The organism is Gordonia namibiensis NBRC 108229 (assembly GCF_000298235.1).
In the GTDB taxonomy this organism is placed as follows: Bacteria; Actinomycetota; Actinomycetes; order Mycobacteriales; family Mycobacteriaceae; genus Gordonia; species Gordonia namibiensis.
The window spans coordinates 84,144-108,993 of record NZ_BAHE01000008.1 but is presented as its reverse complement, the minus strand read 5'-3'; the positions used below and the strand labels follow the sequence as shown (position 1 = coordinate 108,993).

Genomic DNA, 24,850 nt, shown 5'->3' with positions numbered 1-24,850 from the left:
CGCAAACCCACCACAGATTGCCAGGTCCACCACCCTGCGGGGTGGTGGACCTGGCCAATTGTGGTGGGTTTCGCGGCTATTCGGTCCAGACCGGTTCGCGCTTCTCCAGGAACGCCGAGATCCCCTCCTGCGCATCGCAGGTCATCGCGTTGGTCGCCATGGTCTCCGACATCTCGACATACGCCGACGCCTCGTCGAGTTCGATCTGCTTGTAGAAGGCCTGCTTGCCGATCGACACCGTCCGGGCACTCGACCCGGCGATGTGCAGCGCCAGTTCCCGGACCGTCGTGGCGAGGTCGTCATCGTCGACGACGCCGCTGAGCAGTCCCCAGTCGGCCGCCGTCTCGGCGTCGATCGCCTCCCCGGTCAGCAGCATGTGCATGGCGCGTTTGCGGCCGACGGCCCGTGTCAGGGCGACCATCGGCGTCGAACAGAACAAGCCGATCCGGACGCCGGGGGTCGAGAATCTCGCGCTGCGTCCCGCGACCGCGAGATCGCACGTCGCAACGAGCTGACATCCGGCGGCGAAGGCCATGCCGGCGACCTCCGCGATCACCGGCTGGCGCACCTCGTGGACGGTTCGCATCAGCTCGGAGCAGGTGTCGAAGACGGCGCGTTCGTCGTCGAGTGTGCGGTCGACGAGTTCGCCGAGGTCGTGACCGGCCGAGAACGCCGGACCTTCCGCACGGATCACGATGACGCGCACGTCGGAATCCTCGTGGAAGCGTCGGAGTCCAGCGGTGACGGCCTTCATCGTAGTGCTGGACAACGGATTTCGACGCCGCGCGGCGCGCAGGGTGATCACCCCGAGCGGCGCGTCGACTTCCACCGACACCGCGTCTGTCGTCTCGCTCATGGTCGGGCTCCTTACTTCGGTGTCACTCGCCGGGGATCGCGTACCGCGACCCGACGCTGATGTACACGGTGTAACCGACCACGGCCACCAGGTAGATCGCAACCGGGATGGCCAGGGTCCACGATGCGCTGTCACTGCTCCCGATGATGGCCGATGCCGCGAGCAGCCAGGCCATCATCAACAACGTCGCACCGCCCAGCAGGGACAGGTCATCGCCCATCCGGCGGTTGAACTCCTCGCGGTTCGACGGTTCCATCCAGTACGCCTTGCGACGACGGCTCGGGAAGTTGACCGCGCTTGCAGGGAGGCGGGACAGAACTCGTTCGGCGCCACCGAAGATGACCACGAGCACCAACCCGACGACTCCCAGCCAACCCAGGAACACCCACTTCGAGTCCCAGCGGGTGACCTCGCCGTCCAGGCCGATGTGGCCCGCCATCTCGTCGGAGCCGACCACCGCGACCCCGATCCAGACCGCGGCGAACACGATCACCGACAGCGGAAAGAACATGCGGCGCGCATCTCGCGAGGGCTGCGTCATGGATCTCAACCTACCGCCCGGGGAATAGCCTCAGGCCGAGGCCGTTGACCCTATTCGTGACCAGTACAGCGCTCTTCGAACCGATCACGCTCCGCGATGTCCGGATTCCCAACCGGATCTGGCTCGCGCCGATGTGCCAGTACAGCTGCTTCGCCGGCGACGGAATCCCGACCGATTGGCATCTCGCCCATCTCGGTGCCCGCGCCACCGGCGGTTTCGGCCTGATCCTCACCGAGGCGGCCGCGGTCCTCCCCGAGGGCCGGATCAGCCCCCAGGACGCCGGGCTGTGGAACGACGAGCAGGCGCAGGCCTGGAAGCGGATCGTCGACTTCGTGCACTCCCAGGGCGCGACCATCGGTACCCAGATCGCGCACGCCGGACGCAAGGCCTCGACGTACTCCCCCTTCGCCGAGCGTTCCGGATCGGTGCCCGCCGAGGACGGCGGATGGACCACCGTCGGACCGTCGGACGTGCCCTTCGAGGGCTACGCCGAGCCGGTCGCACTGACGGTCGGACAGATCGCCGAGGTCGTCGACGCCTTCGCGCAGGCGGCCCGGCGGGCCGACGAGGCAGGGTTCGACGTGGTCGAGATCCACGCAGCGCACGGGTATCTGCTGCATCAGTTCCTGTCGCCGTTCTCCAACACGCGCACCGATGCCTACGGCGGCGACTTCGCCGGCCGCACCCGGATCGTGCTCGAGGTCGTCGAAGCCGTCCGTGCGGTGTGGCCGGAGTCGAAGCCGCTCTTCGTCCGGCTCTCCGGCACCGAGTGGCGCGACGGCGGCTGGGACGTCGCCGAGTCCGCCCGGCTCGCCGAGATCCTCGCCGCCCGTGGTGTGGATCTGATCGACGTCTCCTCCGGCGGCAACGTGCTCGCCGACATCCCCGTCGGCCCCGGCTACCAGGTCGACCTGGCCCGGTCCATCCACCGGGACTCCGGCGTCCCGACCGCGGCGGTCGGACTCATCGTCGAACCCGACCAGGCGGAGAAGATCGCCAGTGACGACGACATCAGCGCCGTTCTCTTCGGTCGCGTCGCACTCCGCGAGCCGTCGTGGCCGCAACGAGCCGCACACGAGCTGGGCCTCTCGCGCGACGAGGCGCCCTACCCGCCGCAGTATCTGCGCGGCGCCTGGCGCTGATCGGCGCTAGTGCCCACCGGCCAGGACCAGGGCGAGGCACGCCGCTGTCGCGGGTTCGATGATCTCCGACAGCGGCGCGCCCGACTCCACGGCGTCGGCGGTCAGCTCGCGGACCCCACCCCAGAGGAACACCGCCCGCTCCCGGCTGATCGGCGGTATCCCGCGGGCGACCATGGCCGGGGCGGAGCTCAGTCGGACGAACAGGTCGACCCACTCCTCGACCGCCTCGTTCTTCACGACGTCGGCGGGCCGCCCGAGCGCCGGCAGTTCACGAATCCAGCTCAGGACCAACCCCGGATAGCGATCGCTGGCCGCCACGTATGACGAAACAGCTTGGCGCACCTGTTCTTCCGGTTCGGCCTGCGGGTCGACGCTGCGTGCGATCTCATCGATGGTCAGCCGGGTGGTCCGCCGCACCAGCGCAAAGAAGCAGTCCTGCTTGTCGGTGAACTCCTGATAGAAGGAGCGACGCGAGGTCTGCGCCACGCGGACGACGTCGGCCACGGTGGTCTCGCGGTACCCCGAGGCGGCGACGCAGTCGAGCATCGCCGCCAGCAGACGCTCGCGCGTCGACGAGGCACCTTCCGGCCACAGGTCCGAGTTCACGTTGCGAGCATATGCCTCTTGCCCTCTCCGGTACCCGCGCGTACCGTCACTGGTACGCCGACGTACCAGACCCGGGAGGCCTCGAGCCGATGAGTACATCCGTCCTGCGCAGTGACTCGCACCTGCCGCCCGCCACGCGGCTCCCCTCGGCGGTGCAGGGACTGGCGGCGATAGCGTCGAGACGACTGTTCTTCGGCCACCTCCACGACCGGCACGGAACGGCCTTCACCGTGCACCTCCCCGTCTTCGGACGGGCGGTGGTGATCTCCGACGCGTCGCTCGCACGCGAGCTGTTCACCGCCGGGGACAAGGTCATCAACGTCCAGCCCAATCTGGGTCGCATCCTCGGTACCGGGTCGATCTTCTCCCTCGAGGGCCGGGAGCACCGGGCGCGCCGCAAGCTGCTGACCCCGCCGCTGCACGGCAAGCGGATGAAGACCTATGAGCAGATCGTCGAGGAAGAGGTCCGGGCCGAGACCTCTACGTGGCCCGTCGAAACCGAGTTCGCCTCGATGGAGCCGATGATGCGGATCACCCTCAACGTGATCCTCCGCGCGGTGTTCGGCGCCGTCGGCGACGATCTGGAGAACCTGCGCCGCATCATCCCGCCGATGGTCACCGTCGGTTCTCGCGCGGCAACCGTCCCCAACCTCCCCCGCGCGCTGAGTGCGGTCGACCCCAACCGTCGATACGAGCGCATGCGCGTGGAGGGCAAGGCCCTCCTCGGCGATCTGATCACCAGATCACGCAACGACCCCCGACTCGAGGAACGCGACGACATCCTCGCCCTGATGCTGCGCAGCCGCTACGAAGACGGCACCCCGATGGGCGACGACGAGATCGGCGACGAGCTGATGACCATGCTCGCCGCCGGACACGAGACGACCGGGACGACGCTCGCCTGGGCGTTCGAGCGTCTGCGTCGCCACCCCGAAGTCCTGGGACGACTTGTCGCCGAGGTCGACGAGGGCGGCACCGAGTACCGGCACGCGACCATCCTCGAGACCCAGCGCAGCCGCCCGGTCATCGACTTCGCCGCCCGGCACGTGGTCGCCGACCACCTCGACCTCGGCCCCTGGCGCATCCCGCGCGGATACAACGTGATGGTCTCCATCGCCCTGCTCCACGACGACAGCCGCGAGTTCGCCGATCCGGAACGGTTCGATCCGACCCGGTTCCTCGGCACCGCGCCGTCACCCGCGTGGCTGCCGTTCGGCGGCGGAACCCGACGCTGCATCGGCGCAGCCTTCGCGACCATGGAGATGGACGTGGTGCTCCGGACGATTCTCAGCGAGTTCGAGTTGCTGCCGACCGACGACCGCGCCGAGCGCTGGTTCTCCCGGGGCGTCGCGTACGCGCCCGCACGCGGCGGACGTATCGCCGTTCGACGCCGCCATTAGCCCCCTGAGAGCCCGCGAGCAAGTGTTCCACACCACCGCGAAGGTGTGACCTTCGTCATCGAACACGTCCGAACACCAGCTTTCGCATCCGCCCGCGGAATGCCGCGATGCGCTGGGGTTTTGCCCCAAAGCTAACGGCGTTATCCATGCGTTACCAAAATTCTGCAGGTCACGACCCTGACGTGACCTGACCGTTATCAAGCCGTATGGTCGGCCACGTCCGAAATCAACCACCTTGCCAACCCCGGGTGGTGATCAGGAGGAAGACCATGCGTATGACCAAGACCAACATGACCAAGCTCGTCGCCCGCGCCGCCTTCGTCGGTGCCCTCACCGCAGCCCCGTTCGGCATGATGGCGTCCACCGCCTCGGCCGACTCCGGCAACTGGGACGCTGTCGCCCAGTGCGAGAGCGGCGGCGACTGGAGCATCAACACCGGCAACGGCTACTACGGCGGCCTGCAGTTCTCGCAGAGCACCTGGGAGGCCAACGGTGGCTCCGGCAACCCGGCGAACGCCTCGCGTGAGGAGCAGATCCGTGTTGCGGAGAACGTCCTCGCCACCCAGGGCCCCGGTGCGTGGCCGGTCTGCGGCGCGAACCTCTGATAGCAGTGCCGGCGCCTGAGGCGTCGTGGCTGCATCACCAGAAGCACCGATGAGTGCTTCGCACGGCATGAGGCCGGTGAGTCCACTCGGACTCACCGGCCTCATCCGTCGTTTCAGACCCGTTCAGTCCGACTTCGCGTCGTCACCCGGCTCCGCGTCGAGCGACTCGTCGAGAGCGCTGACCGCGATGCCGTACGGCAGGAACCGCACCTTGCGTCGCGGATCGGTGTTGTTCTTGTTGGCGCGGAGCGCGTCGAGCTCGGTGGGGTAGACCTGTTCGACGCGGGCGCCGCCGTCCTCGTCGACGACGAAGACGGCCCACACACCCGATCCGGTCTCACCGGCGGTCTCCGGTCGCGGCTGCGTCCGGGTGCGTCCACGCGCCGCCTCGTCGAAGAACATCGAGAACGCTCCGGGGGCTGCCTGGCCCTCAAAGAGCTTGCCGAACACGTCGCGCAGTCCCTCGCCCGCCTCGCGCGCGAAACGATCGAAGTCCTCGGGACCGAAGTTGAACGCTCCGCCACCGAATCCGCTGTTGTCGCTCATGGGTGTTCCCTATCTGTGGTTCGGCTCGACGGCCGACCGTCGTGGCCGACCTCGCCCACCAGTGTCCTCAGGATCGTTCGTCTCCGCCACCAGCGGTGTCGGCCTCCGCCAGGCGCTGGTGCAGACGTTCGCGGACGTCGTCGGCCGAATAGGCGTTGCGCTGACGCTGGTCCCGCGCGATCAGCACACCGCCGGTCGTCACGCCGACGGCGCCGGCGAGTCCCAGCCACTTCCACACATTCCTCATGCGGGCAGGATAGGTCGCTTTCCTCGCCGATGGCCGTCCTCACCCGCAAGATCTAGTCTTCGGGGATGCCCACCAGCAGAAGGCCGCGTCGCGCCGACCTCGCCGCAGAGTCCGGCGGCGTCTCGCTGACCACCGCACTGGATGCGACCCGCACCGGCGACGTCTGGCTGTTCCGCGGCCATTCCGGCCCCGACCGCGCCATCCGCACGCTCACCAATGCGCCCGTGAACCACGTCGCCATGGCGGTCTGTATCGACGACCTGCCGCCGTTGCTGTGGCACGCCGAACTCGGCGACAAACTGACCGACGTCTGGACCGGGTCGAATCACCGCGGCGTCCAGCTGCACGATGCGCGTGAGGCCGTCGAGCAGTGGATGGTCCGGTATGAGCAGGCTTGCTGGATCCGTCAGCTCAGCCCCCAGGTCGGCCGCGAGCAGGAGGACCAGCTCCTCAAGGTGATCGCCCGGCTCGACGGCACCCCGTTCCCGACCACGGCGCGGCTCGCCGGCCGGTGGTTCCGCGGCCGCGTCCCCAACTCGATCGACGTCGTGCGCGGCATCCCCTACCTCGACCGCAAGGTCCGGGCGCGACGTGAGCGACGGCAGCACGAGGTGTCGGCACCGGAACCGGTGAGCCTCGAGGCCGCGTACTGCGCCGAGGTCGTCGCGATCACCTACCGCGACATGGGAATCCTCGACACCACCAAGGACTCCAACTGGTTCGACCCCGGGCGGTTCTGGAGCGGCGACCGTCTCCCCCTCCACGCACCGCACACCCTGGGGCCGGAGATCGCGGTCCACCTTCCCTGAGGGAGCAGACATGGCCGAGATGATCGCACCGAAGGTACTCAACTTCGCCTCGATCCTCGACGACACGACCCGGAGACAGGCGGCCGAGATCTCGTCGCTGCCGTTCGTCCATCCGCACGTGGCGCTGATGCCCGACGCCCACGCGGGCAAGGGATCCGCTGTCGGGACGGTCATCCCGACCGTCGACGCCGTGATCCCGGCCGCGGTCGGCGTCGACATCGGTTGCGGCATGATCGGCGTGCAGACGTCGCTCACCAAGGATGACATCGCCGAATTCGATCTCGCCGACCTGCGCGGTCGCGTCGAGGCGACGATCCCGCTGTCGCCGGGCAACTACAACAAGACGCTGCGATACGCGCACACCCGCGCGCGTATCGATGCCCTCGAAGAGGCGGCGTCGGCCAAGGGTGTGGACCTGTCCCACTCACCGAAGTGGCGTGAGCAGCTGGGTTCGTTGGGCGGCGGCAACCATTTCATCGAGTTGTGCGAACAGGTCGGGAGTGGAGACACCGGCACCATCTGGCTGTTCCTGCACTCCGGTAGCCGCGGCGTCGGAAACAAGATCGCGCAGAAGCACATTCGGGTCGCTCAGGACCGGTGCCGTCGTGAGCACATCGGTCTCCCCCATCCCGACCTCGCCTACCTCGACTCCGGCACCGCGGAGTTCGACGACTACATCCGAGAGTTGCGGTGGGCGCAGCGGTTCGCCTTCGAGAACCGGGCCGAGATGATGGACCGATTCATCAGCGTGTTCGACGCATGGCTGGGCGACAACGGTTTCGGGACCCCGGAGTCGATCGAGGTACGCCGGATCAACTGCCACCACAACTACACCGAGAACGTGGAGATCGCCGACAAGGCGGTGTGGCTCACCCGTAAGGGTGCGATCGACGCCAGTGCCGGGACGTACGGCCTGATCCCGGGGTCGATGGGCACGAGGTCGTATGTGGTGCGCGGACGTGGGAACGAGCCGGGGTTGTTCTCCGCCCCGCACGGTGCAGGCCGGCGGTTCTCGCGGACCAAGGCGAAGAAGCTGTTCACGCTCGATGACCTCGCCGAGGCGATGAAAGGCATCGAATACCGTCACGGCAAAGAATGGATCGACGAGATCCCCGCCGCCTACAAGCCGATCGACCAGATCATGGACGACGCCCGCGATCTGGTCGAGGTCGAGGCGGTCCTGACCCAGCTGCTCAACGTGAAGGGCACCTGACCGCGACCTTCGGCGGGGCCCGCGCTCAGATGGTCATCGCCTCACGGACGGTGGCCTCGGCAGCCGTCCCGCCCTCGCCCGACGATGTGACCCGGCCGCTCTCGAGCACGTAATACTGTTGTGCCGCTTCGAGAGCGAAGCCGATGTGCTGTTCGACGAGCAGCACCCCGAGTCCGCCCCGCTGGGTGAGGGTGGTGATGGTCTGTTCGATCTCGGCGACCACCGACGGCTGGATTCCTTCGGTCGGCTCGTCGAGGATGAGCATCCGCGGCTCGGTGATCAGGGCCCGGGCGATCGCGAGCTGTTGGCGCTGACCGCCCGACAACAGACCCGCACGGCGGCCCAGCAGTTCCTTCAGCGCCGGGAACATGTCCAGCATCTCGGCGATCAGTTCCTTGCCGCGCTTACGGCCGTCGGCCACCACCTGCAGGTTCTCCGCGGTGGTGAGGTGGCCGAAGCTCTGCTGACCCTGCGGGACGTAGGCGATGCCGTGCTTGACCCGCGCGCTCGGGCGGGCCTTGGTGATGTCGACGCCGTCGAACGTGATGGAGCCCTTGGTGGTCTTCACCAGACCGACGGCGGCCCGGAGCAGCGTCGTCTTGCCGGCGCCGTTGTGCCCCATCACCGCGACGACACCGTCGGACGGGACCTCGATGTCGACGCCGTGGATGACCTCAGTGCGGCCGTATCCGGCGTGCACCCCGGAGAGTTTCAGCATCGGGGTCAGCCCTTCTTCTCGGTCGAGACAACAGCAGAGTCGTCGGAGTCGGCAGCGATCTCCTCGAGTTCCTCACCGCCGGCAGCGGTTCCGAGGTACACCTCCTGAACCTTCGGATTGGCCTGCACCTCGGCGACACTGCCCTCGGCCAACACCTGACCGCGGGCGAGGACCGTCACCGACGTCGCGAACGCCCGCATGAAGTCCATGTCGTGTTCGACGACGACCACGGTCCGCTCACCGCCGATCCGGCGCAGCAGGTTTCCGGTCTCCTCACGTTCCTCGTGGCTCATACCGGCGACCGGTTCGTCGAGCAGCAACACCGAGGCGTTCTGCACCAGCAGCATGCCGATCTCCAGCCACTGTTTCTGACCGTGCGCGAGGACGCCGGCCGGGGTGTCGCGCAGGTCCTGCAGGCCGATGGTCTCGAGCGCCTCGGCGATCCCCTCGGGGATCTCGGTGGGCCTGCGACGCAGCATGGTCCACACCGACCGGCCCGCGCCGGCGGCGATGTCGAGGTTCTGCAGCACGCTCAGTTCCTCGAAGACGCTGGCGGTCTGGAAGGTTCGGCCGACGCCGAGGCGCGCGATCTGGTGCACCTTCTTGCCGACGAGTTCCACACCCGACTTCTGGATCGACCCGGTGGCCTTCACCAGACCGGTGATCGCGTCGATGATCGTCGTCTTGCCGGCGCCGTTGGGGCCGATGAGGAACCGCAGATCACCCTGCAGCAGCGTGAGATCCACGTCGGTGACGGCCTTGAAACCGTCGAACTCGACGGACAGACCACGCACCTGGAGGTAGTCGCTGTCCATTCCGGCATTGCCACCGGCGACCGGTTCGACCGTGCCCACCGTCTCGGGTCCGCTCATGAGGAGGCTCCTACCTTGCTGTCTGCGTGTTCGTCGATGTCACCGGTGGGCGACGGATCGGTCGCTTTCTTCCGACGCCACTTGAGCGCGACGCCGATACCGGCGAGGCCGGCGGGGAAGAACCCGACGACGACGATGAACAGGATGCCCTGCGCGTAGGTCCATCCGGAGGGGAAGCTCTCCGACAGACTGGTCTGCGCCCAGGCGACCGCGATGGCACCGAGTACCGGACCGAGAAGTGTTGTGCGACCGCCGATTGCGACACCGATCAGGAAAGCGATGGACGGGACGATGCCGACATCGGCGGGCGAGATGATGCCGACGATGGGCACGAACAGGGCGCCGGCGATGCTCGCGAACAATGCGGCGATCGCGTAGGCGACGACCTTGACATTGGCCGGGTCGTAGCCGAGGAAGCGGACGCGCTCCTCCTGGTCGCGCACAGCGACCAGCAGTTCGCCGTAGCGGCTGTACATCAGTTGCCGGGTGATCGCGACAACGACGAGCAGGGTGGCGGAAGCGATGTAGAAGAGCAGGTGGCGGTTCACCGGGTCGTTCAGGGCGAGACCGAAGAAGCTGCGGAAACGGTTGAGGCCGTTGCTGCCGCCGGTGCTCTGCTGGCCGATGAGCAGGATCGCGAAGGCGGCGGCGAGCGCCTGCGACAGGATCGCGAAGTAGGCGCCCTTGACTTTCCGCTTGAACACGCCCAGGCCCAGCAGGACCGCGATCAGGGTGGGCACGAACAGGATTCCGAGGATCGTCACCAGCGGCGAGGCGAACGGTTTCCAGTATCCGGGGAGTTCGCGGATACCGGCGATCTGCATGAAGTCCGGCACGTCGTCGCCGCGGATCTCGGCGTCGGCGATCTTCAGGTGCATCGCCATGATGTAGGCGCCGAGGCCGAAGTACACGCCCTGACCGAGGGTCAGCATGCCGCCGCGACCCCAGGCCAGGCCGATGCCGACCGCGACGATGCCGAAGCACAGGAATTTGCCGAGCAGGTTGAGCCGGAAGTCGGAGAGCACCGCGGGTGCGACGCCGAACAGGAGCACCGCCGCGACGGCGAACCCCGCGTAGGTCTTCCAGTGACCGCTGAAATAGTCCTTCACACGAGACTCCTCGACTGGACCGTGAACAGGCCCTGGGGGCGGATCTGCAGGAAGATCACGATGATCACGAACACGGCGACCTTGGCCACCGATGCGGTCGTGTTGTATTCGATGAACGAGTTCAGGATGCCCAGGGCGATGGCCGCGATGACCGCGCCCTTGATCTGGCCCAGACCGCCGATGACGACCACCAGGAAGGCGTCGATCAGATAGGTCATACCGGTGTTCGAGCTGGTGGAACCGATGAGGGTCAGCGCCACACCGGCGACACCGGCGAGTCCGGAGCCGATGAAGAAGGTGGTGATGTCGGTTGTCCGGCTGGAGATCCCGCTGGTCTCGGCCAGGTCGCGGTGCTGGACGACCGCGCGGATTCGACGCCCCATCGGGGTGTACTTCATCGTCACGGCAATCGCCACCACCGCGATGACGGCCAGCAGCATGATGAACAGGCGGGTCTTGGGAACCACCGCACCGAGGATGTCGACGCCTCCGGAAAGCCACGGCGGCGCGGTGACGCGGACCGCCGGCGCACCGAAGATGTCGCGCGCGAGCTGTTGCAGGATCAGTCCGACGCCGAACGTCACCAGCAAGGTGTCGAGCGGACGGTCGTACATGCGCTTGATGAGCGTGACCTCGAGCAGCACACCCATGAGGCCACCGACTCCGAATCCGATGAAAAGCGAGACGATCAGGGACACACCGGCGTTCGAGATCAGGTATTCCTGCACCGAGTACGCGGTGTAGGAGCCGGCCATGATGAACGACCCGTGGGCCATGTTGATCACGCCCATCTGACCGAAGGTGAGGGACAGACCGAGTGCTGCCAGGAGCAGGATCGATCCGAGACTCAGCCCGGTGAAGAGCTGTCCGATAACGGTTTCCACGTTCCCATCCGTTCGTCGTGGTGTCGGTGCGGGCGTCCGGGGTGACCCGTCTCGCGCAGGGCACGAGACGGGTCACTCAGACGTCAGCTGCTGAGGCCCTCGGCCCACGGGTAGGACTTGAGGTACGGGTCCGGCTCGATCGGCTGTCCCGAATCCCACACCGTGTAGATGAGGCCGTCGCCGCGGATCTCACCGATGCGAGCGGTCTTGGTGATGTGGTTGTTCTCCCCGTCGATGGTCACCAGGCCCTCGGGGGCCTCGAAAGTGACTCCACCGGCGGCCTTCTGGACATCGGCCACGGCGAACGAGTTCGCCTTCTCGACGGTGTTCTTCCACAGGTACACCGAGACGTAGGCGGCCTCCATGGGATCGGAGGTCGGCTTGTTCGCGCCGTAGGCGGCCTTGTAGTCACGGACGAAGGACTCGTTCACCGGGTTGTCGATGGTCTGGTAGTAGTCCCAGGCGACCAGCTGCCCCTCGATGTTCTCCACACCGATGCCGCCGACCTCTTCCTCGGCGATCGAGACCGACACGACCGGCATCGCCTGCGGGGTCAGACCGACGTTCTTGTACTCACGGAAGAACGCCACGTTGGAGTCGCCGTTGAGGGTGTTGAACACGGCGTCGGCGTCGGCGGTGCGAACCTTGTTGACGATGGTCGAGAAGTCCGTCGAACCGAGCGGGGTGTAGTCCTCGCCCTTGATCTCGATGCCGTTGGCCTCGGCGTAGGCCTTGATGACGCGGTTGGCCGTCTGCGGGAAGACGTAGTCGCTGCCGACGAGGTAGAGGGACTTGACACCCTTCTCCTTCAGGTACTCCAGGGCCGGCACGATCTGCTGGTTGGTGGTGGCACCGGTGTAGAAGATGTTCTTCGACGACTCGAGACCCTCGTACTGCACCGGGTAGTACAGCAGGGAGTTGTTGTCCTCGAAGACCGGCAGCATCGCCTTGCGGCTCGACGACGTCCAGCCGCCGAACACCGCTGCGACGCAGTCGGCCGAGATGAGCTTCTCCGCCTTCTCGGCGAAGATGGTGGGCTCGGAGGCGCCGTCCTCGCCGATGAGCTGGATCTGCTTGCCCAGCACACCGCCGTTGTCGTTGATCTGGTCGACGGCCAGCTTGATCGAGTCACGCACGGTGACCTCGGAGATCGCCATCGTGCCCGACAGCGAGTTCAGTGAACCGACCTTGATGGTGTCGCCCGAGGTGTCGACGCAGGACTCGGCGCTCGATGCCGAGTCCTCACTCGCCGAGCTGCCACAGGCGCTCAGCGCGAGTGCGACGGCGGACAGCGCCGCCGGGATGAGGATGCCGTACCGCCTACGGCGTGTGGGGGTGACGGCGGACGGCAATGAATCAAACGGCATCCGAAGGCCTTTCTCAATACGTCTCAGGTCGGCTCGAGCGGGGCCATGACAGACACCCGGCGCTGCTTCGCACCGCGTGACCCCCCCGAAGAGATACGCGTCGCTCTCGATCGGCGAACTCGCGTATGTCGGGTAAACGTATTTAGGCTTTGTTACACCGGCGTGACGAGAGATGAATTCCCTGTTTCCGCTTCAGTGCGGCTCACGCCCGATTCACACTGCCGAATGTTGTTGCCGGATCGGATTTTTCGACGACGAAGGCGGCGCATCGCTGTTGGATGCACCGCCCCGGGGTCGGTGGCCTGGGTCGGTGGCCTAGTGCGAGAAGGCTGCCTCGACCTCCGCGCGGCTGAGCTCGGGATCGGAGCCGAGTTCGTAGCGCGGCAGGGTGTGCGGCACGTCGGTGCCGCCGGCGACGCGTCGCTTGGCAGCGGCGAACTCGGGCGCCTCCCCCATCGACAGGTGAGCCGAGTTGATGATGGTCCACACGGCGGATCGGCGGGCGCGCCGTTCGACCGGATTCGGCGGCCGGTAGGAGATGAGCTGCTGGGCCCAGCGCGGCTGGATGTCCCGGATCGCCCAATCCACCGCCGCCTGAGCACGATTCCGCAGATTGGCGCCTGTGGCCATCGCGTTGCCGTGCGTCAGCGCCAGCCGGGGCAGGTATGACTCGAGACATTCCAGGGTCTCGGCCTTGGTGGTGGGCAGGTCGGTTCCGCCCAGCGCATGACCCACGCGCACGAATTCCCCGTAGTACCTGTCGAGTTCGGTTCCGCGCAGGGGTCGCGGGTGGTAGATCTCGTGCGCCGTCGCGATACCCCACACGACCGTCGCGTAGTTCCAGCGCAACCACTCGGGATCGTCGGCGTCGTAGGCCGCGCCGTCGGGCCGGACACCCTTGATCGTGTGGTGCATCGCCCGCACGGTACGAGCAAGTCGCTCGGCGGTTTCCGACGATCCGTAGGCCGTCCCCATGAAGAACGCGAGCGAGTGCCCGAGGCGGGTCATCGCACCGTCGGGGTCGATCGAGGTGGTCGCGGTGCCGTCCTCACGTCGCCGGACCAGGCGGGAGTGGTGCATGCCCATCCAGAAGATGCTGGGGTCGAGGCGTTCGATGTACGACGCGCTCTGCAGCCCGAAGATCAGCGCCGGTGTGTGCGAGTGGACGTACCAGGTGGCGCTGTCGGGTCCGAACCACCCGGGGTCACCGGCCGGGTCCTCGAACTCCATCCCGCGGAAGAACTTGGCACGGACGTTCTCGTCGAACTTGCCGTTGAGCCACGATCCGAGCATCTCGTGCGGCAGGTCCAACGGGACCCATTCCGTGGATGGCAGCCGTAAGGGCGCGAGGGGAACGTTCATCGGTCGTCCTTTCTCGATACCGACGACCCGGGCGGGGCGGTTCCCGGCCCGAACCGTCGATACGACGACGCCACATGAGCACGGTCGCCATGTGGTCACGGTTGTACCCACTTTAACGCTTTGGGTACATACGTGACCAGACCTTGCTTCGTCCCGGGTCAGCCCGTCTATGGTGAAACGATGTCGAGTCCGACCCGATGGGCCGGCGTCCCCTTGGAGGACCGCCGCGTCGAGCGACGAGCGATCCTGATCGCCGCGGCGTTCGACATCTTCGGGGGCAGCGGACCCGAGACCGAGCTGTCGGTGCGGTCGGTGTGCCGGCATTGCGGCTTCAACACCCGCTACTTCTACGAGAGCTTCACCGACACCGACGAACTACTCGGCGCCGTGTACGACGCGACCGCCGCCGAGCTGGGCGCGGTGGTCGAGGCTGCGATGACCACCGCAGGTCACTCCGTCCGGGCGCGCACCCGCGCCGGCATGCTCGCGGTCCTCGGCCACGCGTCGGAGGATCCGCGTCGCGGCCGCATCCTGTTCACCGAGGGACGAACCAATCCGGTGCTCGCGCAGCGGCGTGCCGCCACGCAGAACATGCTCTTCGAACTCTCCTTCGCCGAGGCCGACGCCCTGGAGACCGATCCCCTGACCGGTCGGGTGCGGGCCGCCGTCTTCACCGGCGCCATGGCCGAGCTCGCTCAACAGTTTCTCGCCGGAAGCCTGGGGGACGATCTCGAACGGGTCGTCGACGAGGCCCTGGCGACGCTCATCCCCGGTCGCCGCTGATCGCTCACCGCCGGCCGAGGCGCGAGAGCTTCCCACTGCCGGCTGAGGTGTGAGAGCTCCTCACTGCCGGAGGTGCGAGAGCTTCCCACTGCCGGCTGACGTGCGAGAGCTTCCCACTGCCGGCTGAGGTGCGAGAGCTCCTCACTGCTGGCTGTGGTGCGAGGAGCGCTAGCGACGAGCCACGAAGCCCTGGCGACGATCCCCCGCCACGTTTCAGCCCACCGAGCGCGACGCTCTCCGCGCGAGCGCTCGGATCGTGCTCGGCCCCATCCCGCGATCGAGCGCGCGGATCATGACGACGACGCCGATCCCCGATAGCACGAGTGCCGTCGCGAACAGCGCCGGGAAACCGAACAGGTCACCGACGACACCCGCAGCGAACCCGGCCGCGCCCTGGACGCCGACCACCGCGCAGGCGAACAGCGTGTAGTCGCTGCCCTCGTACCCCTTCTCGCACGCGTCCATCATGAGCGTGAACACCGCGACGGTCGCTGCCCCGCCGAGGATGTGTTCGGCCAGGCTGGCGCTCACCACGAGCCAGAACCCGCCGACGCCCGATGCGGCCACCAGGTACAAAGCCAGACTGAGTGTTTGGGTGACACCGCCGAAGAGCAGGGCCTGGCGTCGTCCGTAGCGGAACGCCAGCCATCCGCCGAGGGCCGCTCCGGCGAGCGCACCCGCCGACGACAACGCACCTTCGACGAGGGCGATCTGTCCCAGGCTCAGGCCGATGTCGGACATGAAGGGTCCGACGAGGGCCGAACCCATCGAGTTGCCGAACTTGTAGGCCCCGACGATCAGGATGAACACCACCACGCCGGGGCGTCGGAGCCGGGCGAGCCAGCCGGTGAGGAGCAGTGACGGCGACGGCCGCGAGACATGCGCCTGTTCCGTCGACGACGTCGTCGCGTCCGCGGGTGTGCGGGCGAGGTACCAGACCGGGATCGTGAGGACGACGAGCAGGATCGACATCGCGACGAAGAGGCTGCGCCAGCCGGCGAGCGAGAACAACCACAGCAGTCCACCGCCGCCGACGATCATGCCGACCCGGTAGGCGCCCACCTGAATCCCGTTGCCCAGACCTCGTTGTCGGGGTCCGAGGGACTGAACGGCGAGTCCGTCGGTGGCGATGTCCTGGGTCGCCGAGGCCAGGTTGATCACCGCGATGCCGACGAGGAGCCAGACCAACGTCCCGGAGAGGTCGAGGCAGGCCAGGACGAGGGCGATCGTCGCGGATGTCAGTTGCATCGCGAGGAGCCAGCGGCGTCGGGTCCCGTATCGGTCGACATACGGTGCCCACAAGAACTTGAGTCCCCACGGCGCGAAGAGCAGCCCATAGACGCTGATCTGCGTGAGCGAGTACCCCTCCTCACGCAGGAGGACGGGCACCGCCTGGCTGAAGAACCCGTACGGCAGGCCCTGCGCGAAGTAGAGAGCCGTGAGCAGGACCATGGTGCCGACGGCGAGCGAGCCGGTGCGCGACGGGGTCGACATGGCAGACATCATGCCGCAGTCACGACGCCGGGGTCGTCGCGGTCAGACCCTTCTCGACGGCTCCGGGTCGGCGTCAGCCGGCCATGGCCGGGAACGCGAGGGAGACCAGCATCAACGCGAAGAGGAACCACGCGGCGCCCTGCCACATCGGCCAGGTTCCGCCGCGGCGGTAGGTGCGGTAGGCGATGACCAGCGCGCCGATACCGCCGAGGACGAATACGCCGGGGACCAGGGATGCGAGGACCATGTTGGTGCGGTCAACGGCGAGGAAAATCGCACATGCGATGGCTCCGACTCCGACGACGGCGACCACGTAGAGCGCTGCGGACCGGTAGCTGCCGGTGTCCTGCCACCTCTTCTCGACGTCCTGTCGCCCGCGGTCGCTGGGATTCTGTACGTCGTTCATGCCGGAGGCTTACCCGCACCGACCTGCGCTCGAAACCCCCAACCCCTGTGAGTAGCACTACTCATGTCCCGCGGGCCATGAGAAGACAGGGTCATTCCATGACCATTTCCAGCAGCACATTCGGGGGCGATCCGGGAGCCGCGACACTCGCGCGGATCTCCACCGAATTCGATGCCATCGCCCGCCAGATGTCCACGGTCTCGGCCGAGTTCGCCGAACTGCGGCGGATCGTCGACGATGTCGAGGGTCCTGCCGGCGAGGCCGCACAGCCCGACCCTCCGGTACAGCCGGAACCGGCACGGCAGGAGGCTCCGGCCGGACCGCTCACCACGCCGACCGTGGCCCCGGCGCCCGCGCCTCCTCCGCCCGCATCTCCGATGGGCAGCCGGCAGCCGTCTCCGTGGGCGTCACCCGGTCGGCCGGCAGGTCGGGGTGCGTACACCTACGGGCCGCCCGTCCAGCAGGCTCCGTCACGGCCGGGACCGCATCCCGCATATGGGCCGATGCCGCGACCGCCGGCCGCTCCCCTGCCGACACGTCCACCCGCGCGCCCGCTGTCCGAGCGTGTCGCCGCGGCCGCCGAACGGGGTCTGATCGGCAAGATCCTCGCCACCGCCGGCGTGGGCGTCACGCTGGTCGGCATCGCCCTGCTGCTCGTCCTGGCCGCGCAGGCCGGCATCCTGCGCCCGGAGTTCCGCGTTGCGGGCGGCGGGGTGCTTGCGGCAGCACTTGTCGGCACCGCGATCTGGTTGCGCCGCAAGCCGGATGGCCGGATCGGCGCGATCGCCACGGCCGCAACAGGGATCGCGGCCGGGTACCTCGATGTCCTTGCCGCCACCAAGATCTACGAGTGGCTCCCCATCGTGGCGGGTCTGGCAGTCGCCGGAGTGGTCGCAGCCGGCGGTCTGGTCCTCGCATATCGTTGGCGCAGTGAACATCTCGGCTTGCTCGTGGTGGTCCCGCTCATCGTTCTCGGCCCGGTGTTGACCGGCGGTCTCGACATGACCCTGATCGCGTTCATGGTGGTGCTCGCCGCTGCGTCGGCGTGGGTCCAGTGGGGCCGCGACTGGATCTGGTTGCACACCGTGCGCCTGGCCGCGCCCACGATCCCGCTGACCGCCGTCGGCTTGGCCGCCCTGGGCGGAACGAGCACCGCGAACACCGGCTTCGAATTCGCCGGCGCCGCACTCGTCGTGATCGTCCTCGGTTTCGCGGGCGCCCTGGTGGCGATGCCCACCACCCGATTCCGCGAGGTCATCGCGGGCCTGGCATCGGCGACGACGATCCCGGTCCTGTTCGCCGGCGCGGTGATGGACATTGCGGGCGCGGTCGCGCTGCAGGCGTCGGTCGCCGTGCTCGTCATCGGTGTCACCGTCATCTGCTCGGTGGTGCGGACCGAGCGCTTCGAACTCCCCGACGTCGTCGCCCAGATCTGGACCGCGACCTCGCTCGTCGTGCTCTTCGTCGCGATCCTCGTGTGCTTCGACGGCATGGTGGCCGTGTCCGCGGTGCTGGGCCTGGCGACAGTAACGGCCCTGGTCGCGCGCACATGGTCGGCGACGTCGCTGGTGCTGCTGGGCGGTAGCACGGTCCTCTGGGCGATCGGTTTCGCAGCTCTGCTCGACGACATGCCGCCGTACGTGCTGGCCCAGGCCCGTCTGATGGAGGACAACGCCTCGTTGTCGATCGTGATCGGCAGCCTGCTCGCCGCCGCGGGGGCCGTCGTGATCGCCGCCGGGTGGACCCGACTGACGGCCGGAGACCTGGGCCGCGTCGCCTACACCGCTGCCGCCGTCGTCGGGGTCTATGCCATCACCGCCATCAGCGTCACGTCCGGAGTGCTGATCGCCGGCGCCGACGGATTCCTCGGCGGGCACGTCATCGCGACCACCTGCTGGGTCGTCCTCGCCGGTGCGGCGCTGGCCTTCGCCCGGCGACGCGCCGGTAACGAGCGCACCGCCGCGGTCACCGGCGGACTGGTGCTCGTCGCGGCGGCGATGGCCAAGCTGTTCCTGTTCGACCTGGCCACCCTCGATGGGATCTTCCGGGTCCTCGTGTTCATCGTGACCGGTCTGATTCTTCTGGGACTCGGCGCCTGGTACGCCAAGGCCCTCCAGGGCGAACGCGTCCCGGGGTCGCCGACCACGACCCCGGGAGCGGATACACCGGTCAGACCGTCTTGACGGTCTCGATCTCGGCGGGCGCCGCGACGTCGACCTCGGTCGTCTCGTCATGGGAGACGGGCCGACGGTCGGCGGCGGTGCGCGCGTGGGTGATGTAGATCGTCAACCCGACGAAGGTGAGACCGCCGACGAGATTGCCGATGACCGTGGGGATCTCGTTCCAGACGAGGTAGTCGCCGATCGAGAAGTCGCCCCCGAGCATCAGTCCCGAAGGGAACAGGAACATGTTGACGATCGAGTGCTCGAATCCCATGTAGAAGAACACCATCACCGGCATCCACATGGCGAGGACCTTGCCGGGCAACGACGTCGACATCATCGCGCCGACGACACCGGTGGACACCATCCAATTGCACAGGACGCCGCGGATGAACAGCGTGAGCATGCCGGCGGCACCGTGCTCGGCGTAGCCGACGGTCCGGCTCTCGCCGATGTGCCCGAGCTGCTGGCCGATCTCGTCCGGGTCGACACTGAAGCCGTAGGTCACGATCACCGCCATCATCACCGCGACCGTGAAGGCGCCCAGGAAGTTCCCCACGAACACCCAACTCCAGTTGCGCAGCATGGATTTCACCGTCACACCGCGCCGTTTGTCGATCAGGGCGAGCGGGACGAGCGTGAAGACCCCGGTGAGCAGGTCGAAGCCCATCAGATACAGCAGGCAGAAGCCGACCGGGAACAGCAACGCCCCGAGCAGTGGTTCCCCGGTGCGGACGGTGACCGTCACGGCGAATGCCGCGGCCAGGGCGAGGATCGCGCCGGCCATGTAGGCGCGGATGATCGTGTCGCGGGTGGACAGGAACACCTTCGCCTCACCGGCGTCCACCATCTTCACCGCGAATTCGGACGGATTCACATAGGACAAGAGATTCTCCCCGAGCGTTTCGATTCGTGACTCTTGTCCCCCATCGAATCGAGGCCACATGTCGTCGAGGTGTCGTCAGGACGACCCGGTGTTACATCGACCTCTCTCGAACGCTCCGTCGGAGTGATGTTTCGCCGCGATTACCTCCTGCTCGTACCGTCGTGTCCGTCGTGTGAAATCTCCGGCCGAGTCCGGCAACACCTTGGAAATCCGCCGGCACCTGTGCATGGTGGAGATAACCCTCGACGTACCAACGACATTCGGCCTGGAGCGCCGACCCCCGCGTCGAGGGAGCATCGCCGAATCGACGAGGAGACACGATGACCACTCCGATCATGCCGAAGTCCGACGCCGCCGACCTGATCGTCGCGGCCCGAATCCGGCAGGGACTCACCTGGGCGGCGATCGCCGAGAAGATCGACGCACCGCTTGTGTGGACGGTCGCTGCTCTGCTCGGGAAACACCCCGTACCGGCGGACAAGGCCACCGTCGTGGTCGAGATGCTCGGCCTCGGCGAGGGCGTCGCCGAGAGCCTGCGGCAGCAACCGACCCGAACTCCGGACGAGGCCGCCGCCAGTGACCCCACGATCTACCGCTTCTACGAGGCCCTCGACGTCTACGGTCCGGCGCTGAAGGAACTCATCCACGAGGAGTTCGGCGACGGGATCATGAGTGCGATCAACTTCAAGGTCGACATCGCCCGACGCGCCGACCCGGGTGGCGACCGCGTGGTCGTGACCTTCGACGGGAAGTTCCTCGACTACAACTGGTGACCTGCGCCGGAGGTTCGACGCTCCGGTTCGGTCAGTATCCCCCAGTTCATTCAGTTCCCCGCGTCCCCATGACCAGCTCCTTACGATTCGTTTACTTCGCATCAAGCAACTAATCTGGCGTCCTACGACTGCTCGTCAGGAGGGGCCAGATGACTTCGCTCGATGCCGCCGCCACCCAGCCGACCCAGGACACCGCCGAGATGGCCGCGCTCTACCGCGACCTCGTCCGGGTGTTCCGCACCCTGCGGGCCACCGGCGGTAGCGACGACCTCACCGCCGGACTCAGCTCTGCGCTCTGGACCGTCATCAACCACGGCCCCCTACGCCTGTCCGCCCTCGCCGACATCGAGTCGATCGGTATGCCCACCGCCTCGCGAGTGGTGGCCAACCTCGAACAGCGCGGTCTCGTCGAGCGCACCGTCGATCCCGACGACGGACGCGCTCGTCTCCTTCAGGCCACCGCATCCGGTGTAGCGGTGATCAACCATGCGCACTCGGCGAGGTCGCAGCTCCTGTCCGACGCGGTCGCGGCTCTGGTTCCGTCGGTGCGTGACAACCTGGCCCCGACGATCGCCGCTCTGGCCGATGCACTGACCGGCTCCGGACCGCCCGCCGACGAACCGACGGATTGACACCACTGCACTTCCTCGTGTTCGCCGCGCGCCCAGCGCCCCAACGGTTCTCAGGAGCACCATGACGATGTCACCGACCGGCCCGGTTTCTACGGCCGACGACCACGGTCCGCACTACAAGTGGATCGCGTTGTCCAACACCACGCTCGGCATGCTGATCGCCACGATCAACTCGTCGATCGTGCTGATCGCACTACCGGACATCTTCAGAGGCATCCACCTGAATCCGCTGGAACCCCAGAACACCAGCTATCTGCTGTGGATGATGATGGGTTTCCTGGTGGTGACCGCCGTTCTGGTCGTCAGCTTCGGGCGGCTCGGTGACATGTTCGGCCGGGCGCGGATGTACAACATGGGCTTCCTGATCTTCACGATCTCGTCGATCCTGTTGGCCGTCACCTGGTTCGACGGTTCGTCGGCCGCCATCTGGCTCATCTTCTGGCGCGTCGTCCAAGGCATCGGCGGCGCGTTCCTGATGGCCAACTCGTCGGCCATCCTCACCGACGCCTTCCCCACCGAGCAGCGCGGGTTGGCGTTGGGCATCAACGGTGTCGCGGCGATCGCCGGCTCGTTCCTCGGTCTGCTCGTGGGTGGCGTCCTCGCACCGATCCACTGGCACCTGATCTTCCTCGTGTCGGTGCCGTTCGGGGTGCTGGGCACGGTCTGGGCATATCTGAAGCTCAAGGACACCGGAGTGCGAAAACACGCCGAGATGGACTGGTGGGGCAACGTGACCTTCGCGGTCGGACTCGTGGCCGTTCTCGTCGGCATCACGTACGGGATCCAGCCCTACGGGGACAGCGCGATGGGCTGGACCTCGCCGATGGTGCTGAGCTGCCTCATCGGCGGTTCGCTCGTGCTGGCCGCGTTCGTGGTGATCGAGACCAAGGTCGCCGAACCGCTCTTCAACCTGCACCTGTTCGCCAACCGCTCGTTCACCTTCGGCAACCTCGCCAACCTCACCGGCTCGATCGGGCGTGGTGGTCTGCAGTTCATCCTGATCATCTGGCTGCAGGGCATCTGGCTACCGCAGCACGGGTACACCTTCGAGAAGACCCCACTGTGGTCCGCGATCTACATGGTCCCGATCACCGTCGGCTTCCTGCTGACCGCACCGATATCCGGCGCACTGTCCGACCGGTTGGGCACCAAGTGGTTCACCACCACCGGGATGGTCCTCACGGCAGGCACGTTCGCCGGTCTCGTCGCACTGCCCGTCGACTTCTCCTATCCCGTGTTCGCGGTCATCCTGCTGCTCAACGGGATCGGGATGGGGTTGTTCTCCTCGCCGAACCGCGCCGAGGTGATGAACAGCCTGCCCGCCGACGCCCGCGGTTCCGGATCGGGCATGATGACGACCTTTCAGAACACCGCGATGGTGCTGTCGATCGGCCTGTTCTTCAGCCTCATGATCAGCGGACTGGCGACCCACCTGCCCGACACGATGCAGTCCGGTCTCGTCGAGAACGGGGTTTCGGCAGGCGAGGCCTCGCAGATCGCGCAGCTCCCCGCAGTGGCAGTGCTGTTCGCCGCGTTCCTCGGATACAACCCGATCGAGATGCTTCTCGGCGATCAGCTCAACGGGCTGCCCGACGCGAGTCGCGAGACTCTCACCGGCCTCGACTTCTTCCCGCACCTGATCAGCTCGCCGTTCGCTGACGGTCTGTTGGCCGCCTTCACCTTCGCCATCGTGTGCTGTGTGATCGGCGCTGTCGCATCGCTGTTCACCAACTCGCGGAAGCCACGTACACCGAGTGCCGGCTGCCCGGCGGCACCGGACGACCAGCGCAACAGCGAATCCGCCGGTGCGACGCTCGCCGCTGTGGCCGCCGAGTCCGGTGAGTCACCGGCTGAACTGGTCGACGCCGACCGCCGCTCGGTTTCATAGCTCCAACCCGCGGTGAGCGCGGGTTGGAGCTATAAAACGTGCTCAGGATCGCTCGACGGGCATCCAGATCTCCGCGTCGGCGTGCGAGCCGGTCAGTTCGAGGTAGCGGACGAAGGTCGGTCCGGGCCGCAGTCGCCACGGATTCGACGGGAACCACTCGGTGGCCGTCGCGGCCCAGGTCTCCTGGAGCGTCTGCGGGAACGGACCGGACGACCGGAACGTGGCCCACGCGCCGGCGGATACCGGGATGCTCGACAGGTCCTCCGGAACCGTCGAATCCGCCTGCAGCGCAACACCGTGCAGGTAGGTGATCGGTGTTCCTTCCGGCGCGTCGGGCTCGCTTCCAGCGGTGACGGCCAGGATGCCGGCGGGTTCGGTGTCGTTGAGCGACTTGAGTCGTGCGTGTTCTTCGGGCGCTATCGACGCGATGTGCTGTTGGATGTGCGGATTGACTCCCTCATAGATGAGCGGCACCTGTGCTGCGTGCCCGGCGAGTACGAATGCGGGTCGGTCGGTGATCGTGACGTCCATGGGACGACTCCCTTCGACGGTCAGGCGGAACCTGAGTACGGCTTGTGTTACGAAAGGACCGCCATGTGCCCGCACGTCCGACGGTGACACACCGTGAACGGAGCGGAAGGCCCGGCCGAACGCCTCGACCGACGAATAGCCGTAGCACACCGCGAGATCGAGCAGGCCGGTGTCGCTGCTCACGAGATCCGTTGCCGCGAGGGTCATCCGACGACGCCGCACATACTCCGAGAACGGCATCCCGGCCAGCGAGGCGAACATCCGGCGCAGGTGGTACTCCGTCGTCCCGTGGGACCGGGCGAAGCCGGCGAGGTCGATGGGCTCGTCGGTGTTCCGGTCGACGAGGTCGATGAGCGCGTTGAGCGTGCCGATCATGGCTCTCCTTTCGTCCATGATCATGGTCGCCCCGCACGGCCTCGTACCCGACCGTTCCGGGCAGGAAATGTCAGCCACCTCGTTTCATATCTCCAACCCGCGGTAGGCGCGGGTTGGAGCTATGAAACGGTGGCGCGCAAAGTCATGTGCAGCAACGGATACGGCCGGCCCGCTTCATCGTGCTCGCTGCGTCCCGTCACCTCGAACCCGCGTCGGAGATAGAACTGCACGGCCTGATCGTTCTGTTCGTTGACGTCGACCGTCGTCACCCCGGCGTCGAGAGCATGTTCCAGCAATGCGGTGCCGACGCCGCTGCCGCGGGTGTCGGCGTGGACGAAAAGCATCTCCAGACCCGACCCGGCTGTTCCGGAGAATCCGACCGGGCTGCCGTCGACATCGGCGACGGTCAGCTCGACCTGCGGGAAGTAGCTCGGCGCCAGCTGACGTTCGATCTCGTCCCGATCGGGCTCGGCGAGGAAGTCGTGGGTCGCGTCGACCGCGCTACGCCAGATCGCGACGAGGTGCGGGTACTCGTCCGGACCGTGGCACGCGCGCAGGCTGACCGGTGAAGTCATCGCATTGTTGTATCAGCGCAGATCACGCGATCAAAATTTGATCTGACACCACTTGTATTAAATTGACC

At 67.0% G+C, this 24,850-nt stretch carries 26 protein-coding genes; 10 read left to right on the top strand and 16 right to left on the bottom strand.

Annotated elements, in window-relative coordinates:
- Nucleotides 1–76 precede the first annotated feature (76 nt).
- Nucleotides 77–856, bottom strand: coding sequence for an enoyl-CoA hydratase (locus GONAM_RS04495; RefSeq protein WP_006865591.1), 780 nt, complete (start codon nt 854–856; stop codon nt 77–79).
- A gap of 22 nt (nt 857–878) precedes the next feature.
- Nucleotides 879–1,397: a hypothetical protein gene (locus tag GONAM_RS04490; protein ID WP_245548568.1), complete on the bottom strand. Its 519-nt coding sequence runs from the start codon at nt 1,395–1,397 to the stop codon at nt 879–881.
- A gap of 56 nt (nt 1,398–1,453) precedes the next feature.
- Here GONAM_RS04490 and GONAM_RS04485 point away from each other — a divergent pair, with 56 nt between their 5' ends.
- Entirely contained in the window at nt 1,454–2,539 is a 1,086-nt protein-coding gene (locus GONAM_RS04485; protein ID WP_006865589.1) for an NADH:flavin oxidoreductase/NADH oxidase, read from the top strand.
- Nucleotides 2,540–2,545: 6 nt separating this feature from the next.
- On the opposite strand, the gene GONAM_RS04480 is transcribed toward GONAM_RS04485, so the two are convergent.
- The gene (locus tag GONAM_RS04480; RefSeq protein ID WP_006865588.1) at nt 2,546–3,145 is read right to left on the bottom strand and encodes a TetR/AcrR family transcriptional regulator; all 600 of its coding nucleotides are present in this window, start codon (nt 3,143–3,145) and stop codon (nt 2,546–2,548) included.
- 89 nt (nt 3,146–3,234) lie between these two features.
- On the opposite strand from GONAM_RS04480, the gene GONAM_RS04475 reads away from it, so the two are divergent.
- The gene (locus GONAM_RS04475; RefSeq protein WP_006865587.1) at nt 3,235–4,545 is read left to right on the top strand and encodes a cytochrome P450; all 1,311 of its coding nucleotides are present in this window, start codon (nt 3,235–3,237) and stop codon (nt 4,543–4,545) included.
- A gap of 269 nt (nt 4,546–4,814) precedes the next feature.
- The gene (locus tag GONAM_RS04470; protein WP_006865586.1) at nt 4,815–5,150 is read left to right on the top strand and encodes a transglycosylase family protein; all 336 of its coding nucleotides are present in this window, start codon (nt 4,815–4,817) and stop codon (nt 5,148–5,150) included.
- A gap of 123 nt (nt 5,151–5,273) precedes the next feature.
- Here the strand turns inward: GONAM_RS04470 and GONAM_RS04465 are convergent, their stop codons facing one another.
- A complete protein-coding gene (locus GONAM_RS04465; RefSeq protein ID WP_006865585.1) occupies nt 5,274–5,696 on the bottom strand; it encodes an Rv0313 family protein in 423 nt (140 codons plus the stop codon).
- A gap of 67 nt (nt 5,697–5,763) precedes the next feature.
- Entirely contained in the window at nt 5,764–5,943 is a 180-nt protein-coding gene (locus GONAM_RS04460; protein ID WP_040535358.1) for a hypothetical protein, read from the bottom strand.
- 65 nt (nt 5,944–6,008) lie between these two features.
- Here GONAM_RS04460 and GONAM_RS04455 point away from each other — a divergent pair, with 65 nt between their 5' ends.
- Both GONAM_RS04455 and GONAM_RS04450 read left to right on the top strand, forming a co-directional pair.
- Nucleotides 6,009–6,752, top strand: coding sequence for a hypothetical protein (locus GONAM_RS04455; protein WP_006865583.1), 744 nt, complete (start codon nt 6,009–6,011; stop codon nt 6,750–6,752).
- 10 nt (nt 6,753–6,762) lie between these two features.
- Nucleotides 6,763–7,965: an RtcB family protein gene (locus GONAM_RS04450; protein ID WP_006865582.1), complete on the top strand. Its 1,203-nt coding sequence runs from the start codon at nt 6,763–6,765 to the stop codon at nt 7,963–7,965.
- Nucleotides 7,966–7,990: 25 nt separating this feature from the next.
- On the opposite strand, the gene urtE is transcribed toward GONAM_RS04450, so the two are convergent.
- The 6 genes from urtE to GONAM_RS04420 all read right to left on the bottom strand — a co-directional run bounded on the left by urtE (nt 7,991) and on the right by GONAM_RS04420 (nt 14,277).
- On the bottom strand, nt 7,991–8,683 hold the full coding sequence (gene urtE / locus GONAM_RS04445; protein ID WP_006865581.1) for an urea ABC transporter ATP-binding subunit UrtE: 693 nt from the start codon (nt 8,681–8,683) through the stop codon (nt 7,991–7,993).
- A 5-nt stretch (nt 8,684–8,688) separates the two neighbouring features.
- Nucleotides 8,689–9,555, bottom strand: a complete 867-nt coding sequence (urtD, locus tag GONAM_RS04440; RefSeq protein ID WP_006865580.1) for an urea ABC transporter ATP-binding protein UrtD — start codon at nt 9,553–9,555, stop codon at nt 8,689–8,691.
- Nucleotides 9,552–10,664 carry an urea ABC transporter permease subunit UrtC gene (urtC, locus tag GONAM_RS04435; RefSeq protein WP_006865579.1) on the bottom strand — a complete coding sequence of 371 codons (1,113 nt, stop codon included), beginning with the start codon at nt 10,662–10,664 and terminating at the stop codon, nt 9,552–9,554. The genes urtD and urtC overlap by 4 nt, the downstream gene beginning before the upstream one ends.
- Nucleotides 10,661–11,548: an urea ABC transporter permease subunit UrtB gene (gene urtB, locus GONAM_RS04430; protein ID WP_005198578.1), complete on the bottom strand. Its 888-nt coding sequence runs from the start codon at nt 11,546–11,548 to the stop codon at nt 10,661–10,663. The genes urtC and urtB overlap by 4 nt, the downstream gene beginning before the upstream one ends.
- An 83-nt stretch (nt 11,549–11,631) precedes the next feature.
- A complete protein-coding gene (urtA, locus tag GONAM_RS04425) occupies nt 11,632–12,915 on the bottom strand; it encodes an urea ABC transporter substrate-binding protein (protein ID WP_006865578.1) in 1,284 nt (427 codons plus the stop codon).
- A 315-nt stretch (nt 12,916–13,230) separates the two neighbouring features.
- A complete protein-coding gene (locus GONAM_RS04420) occupies nt 13,231–14,277 on the bottom strand; it encodes an oxygenase MpaB family protein (protein WP_006865577.1) in 1,047 nt (348 codons plus the stop codon).
- Nucleotides 14,278–14,457: 180 nt separating this feature from the next.
- On the opposite strand from GONAM_RS04420, the gene GONAM_RS04415 reads away from it, so the two are divergent.
- The gene (locus GONAM_RS04415) at nt 14,458–15,060 is read left to right on the top strand and encodes a TetR/AcrR family transcriptional regulator (RefSeq protein WP_006865576.1); all 603 of its coding nucleotides are present in this window, start codon (nt 14,458–14,460) and stop codon (nt 15,058–15,060) included.
- A gap of 213 nt (nt 15,061–15,273) precedes the next feature.
- On the opposite strand, the gene GONAM_RS04410 is transcribed toward GONAM_RS04415, so the two are convergent.
- Together GONAM_RS04410 and GONAM_RS04405 are read right to left on the bottom strand one after the other, a co-directional pair.
- The gene (locus GONAM_RS04410; protein WP_006865575.1) at nt 15,274–16,554 is read right to left on the bottom strand and encodes an MFS transporter; all 1,281 of its coding nucleotides are present in this window, start codon (nt 16,552–16,554) and stop codon (nt 15,274–15,276) included.
- A gap of 73 nt (nt 16,555–16,627) precedes the next feature.
- Entirely contained in the window at nt 16,628–16,960 is a 333-nt protein-coding gene (locus tag GONAM_RS04405) for a hypothetical protein (protein WP_006865574.1), read from the bottom strand.
- A gap of 98 nt (nt 16,961–17,058) precedes the next feature.
- On the opposite strand from GONAM_RS04405, the gene GONAM_RS04400 reads away from it, so the two are divergent.
- The gene (locus tag GONAM_RS04400; protein WP_006865573.1) at nt 17,059–19,143 is read left to right on the top strand and encodes a DUF2339 domain-containing protein; all 2,085 of its coding nucleotides are present in this window, start codon (nt 17,059–17,061) and stop codon (nt 19,141–19,143) included.
- On the opposite strand, the gene GONAM_RS04395 is transcribed toward GONAM_RS04400, so the two are convergent.
- Nucleotides 19,130–20,008 carry a formate/nitrite transporter family protein gene (locus tag GONAM_RS04395; protein WP_006865572.1) on the bottom strand — a complete coding sequence of 293 codons (879 nt, stop codon included), beginning with the start codon at nt 20,006–20,008 and terminating at the stop codon, nt 19,130–19,132. The genes GONAM_RS04400 and GONAM_RS04395 overlap by 14 nt on opposite strands.
- A gap of 320 nt (nt 20,009–20,328) precedes the next feature.
- On the opposite strand from GONAM_RS04395, the gene cynS reads away from it, so the two are divergent.
- The 3 genes from cynS to GONAM_RS04380 all read left to right on the top strand — a co-directional run bounded on the left by cynS (nt 20,329) and on the right by GONAM_RS04380 (nt 23,301).
- Entirely contained in the window at nt 20,329–20,781 is a 453-nt protein-coding gene (gene cynS, locus GONAM_RS04390) for a cyanase (protein WP_006865571.1), read from the top strand.
- A 149-nt stretch (nt 20,782–20,930) separates the two neighbouring features.
- Nucleotides 20,931–21,413 carry a MarR family winged helix-turn-helix transcriptional regulator gene (locus tag GONAM_RS04385; protein WP_006865570.1) on the top strand — a complete coding sequence of 161 codons (483 nt, stop codon included), beginning with the start codon at nt 20,931–20,933 and terminating at the stop codon, nt 21,411–21,413.
- Between the two features lie 61 nt (nt 21,414–21,474).
- Complete coding sequence (locus GONAM_RS04380) at nt 21,475–23,301, top strand: MFS transporter (protein ID WP_006865569.1); 1,827 nt, start codon at nt 21,475–21,477, stop codon at nt 23,299–23,301.
- A 42-nt stretch (nt 23,302–23,343) separates the two neighbouring features.
- On the opposite strand, the gene GONAM_RS04375 is transcribed toward GONAM_RS04380, so the two are convergent.
- Together GONAM_RS04375 and GONAM_RS04370 are read right to left on the bottom strand one after the other, a co-directional pair.
- Nucleotides 23,344–24,207 (bottom strand): AraC family transcriptional regulator, encoded by an 864-nt coding sequence (locus tag GONAM_RS04375; protein WP_006865568.1) that lies wholly within the window; start codon nt 24,205–24,207, stop codon nt 23,344–23,346.
- A 119-nt stretch (nt 24,208–24,326) separates the two neighbouring features.
- Nucleotides 24,327–24,782 carry an acetyltransferase gene (locus GONAM_RS04370; protein ID WP_006865567.1) on the bottom strand — a complete coding sequence of 152 codons (456 nt, stop codon included), beginning with the start codon at nt 24,780–24,782 and terminating at the stop codon, nt 24,327–24,329.
- Between the last annotated feature and the right edge of the window lie 68 nt (nt 24,783–24,850).

Bases quoted from the DNA above. Each gene is read 5' to 3' on its own strand.
- GONAM_RS04495 (WP_006865591.1), bottom strand. From the start codon at position 856: ATGAGCGAGACGACAGACGCGGTGTCGGTGGAAGTCGACGCGCCGCTC.
- GONAM_RS04490 (WP_245548568.1), bottom strand. From the start codon at position 1,397: ATGACGCAGCCCTCGCGAGATGCGCGCCGCATGTTCTTTCCGCTGTCG.
- GONAM_RS04475 (WP_006865587.1), top strand. From the start codon at position 3,235: ATGAGTACATCCGTCCTGCGCAGTGACTCGCACCTGCCGCCCGCCACG.
- GONAM_RS04470 (WP_006865586.1), top strand. From the start codon at position 4,815: ATGCGTATGACCAAGACCAACATGACCAAGCTCGTCGCCCGCGCCGCC.
- GONAM_RS04465 (WP_006865585.1), bottom strand. From the start codon at position 5,696: ATGAGCGACAACAGCGGATTCGGTGGCGGAGCGTTCAACTTCGGTCCC.
- GONAM_RS04460 (WP_040535358.1), bottom strand. From the start codon at position 5,943: ATGAGGAATGTGTGGAAGTGGCTGGGACTCGCCGGCGCCGTCGGCGTG.
- GONAM_RS04455 (WP_006865583.1), top strand. From the start codon at position 6,009: ATGCCCACCAGCAGAAGGCCGCGTCGCGCCGACCTCGCCGCAGAGTCC.
- GONAM_RS04450 (WP_006865582.1), top strand. From the start codon at position 6,763: ATGGCCGAGATGATCGCACCGAAGGTACTCAACTTCGCCTCGATCCTC.
- urtE (WP_006865581.1), bottom strand. From the start codon at position 8,683: ATGCTGAAACTCTCCGGGGTGCACGCCGGATACGGCCGCACTGAGGTC.
- urtD (WP_006865580.1), bottom strand. From the start codon at position 9,555: ATGAGCGGACCCGAGACGGTGGGCACGGTCGAACCGGTCGCCGGTGGC.
- urtA (WP_006865578.1), bottom strand. From the start codon at position 12,915: ATGCCGTTTGATTCATTGCCGTCCGCCGTCACCCCCACACGCCGTAGG.
- GONAM_RS04420 (WP_006865577.1), bottom strand. From the start codon at position 14,277: ATGAACGTTCCCCTCGCGCCCTTACGGCTGCCATCCACGGAATGGGTC.
- GONAM_RS04415 (WP_006865576.1), top strand. From the start codon at position 14,458: ATGTCGAGTCCGACCCGATGGGCCGGCGTCCCCTTGGAGGACCGCCGC.
- GONAM_RS04410 (WP_006865575.1), bottom strand. From the start codon at position 16,554: ATGTCGACCCCGTCGCGCACCGGCTCGCTCGCCGTCGGCACCATGGTC.
- GONAM_RS04405 (WP_006865574.1), bottom strand. From the start codon at position 16,960: ATGAACGACGTACAGAATCCCAGCGACCGCGGGCGACAGGACGTCGAG.
- GONAM_RS04400 (WP_006865573.1), top strand. From the start codon at position 17,059: ATGACCATTTCCAGCAGCACATTCGGGGGCGATCCGGGAGCCGCGACA.
- cynS (WP_006865571.1), top strand. From the start codon at position 20,329: ATGACCACTCCGATCATGCCGAAGTCCGACGCCGCCGACCTGATCGTC.
- GONAM_RS04385 (WP_006865570.1), top strand. From the start codon at position 20,931: ATGACTTCGCTCGATGCCGCCGCCACCCAGCCGACCCAGGACACCGCC.
- GONAM_RS04380 (WP_006865569.1), top strand. From the start codon at position 21,475: ATGACGATGTCACCGACCGGCCCGGTTTCTACGGCCGACGACCACGGT.
- GONAM_RS04375 (WP_006865568.1), bottom strand. From the start codon at position 24,207: ATGATCGGCACGCTCAACGCGCTCATCGACCTCGTCGACCGGAACACC.
- GONAM_RS04370 (WP_006865567.1), bottom strand. From the start codon at position 24,782: ATGACTTCACCGGTCAGCCTGCGCGCGTGCCACGGTCCGGACGAGTAC.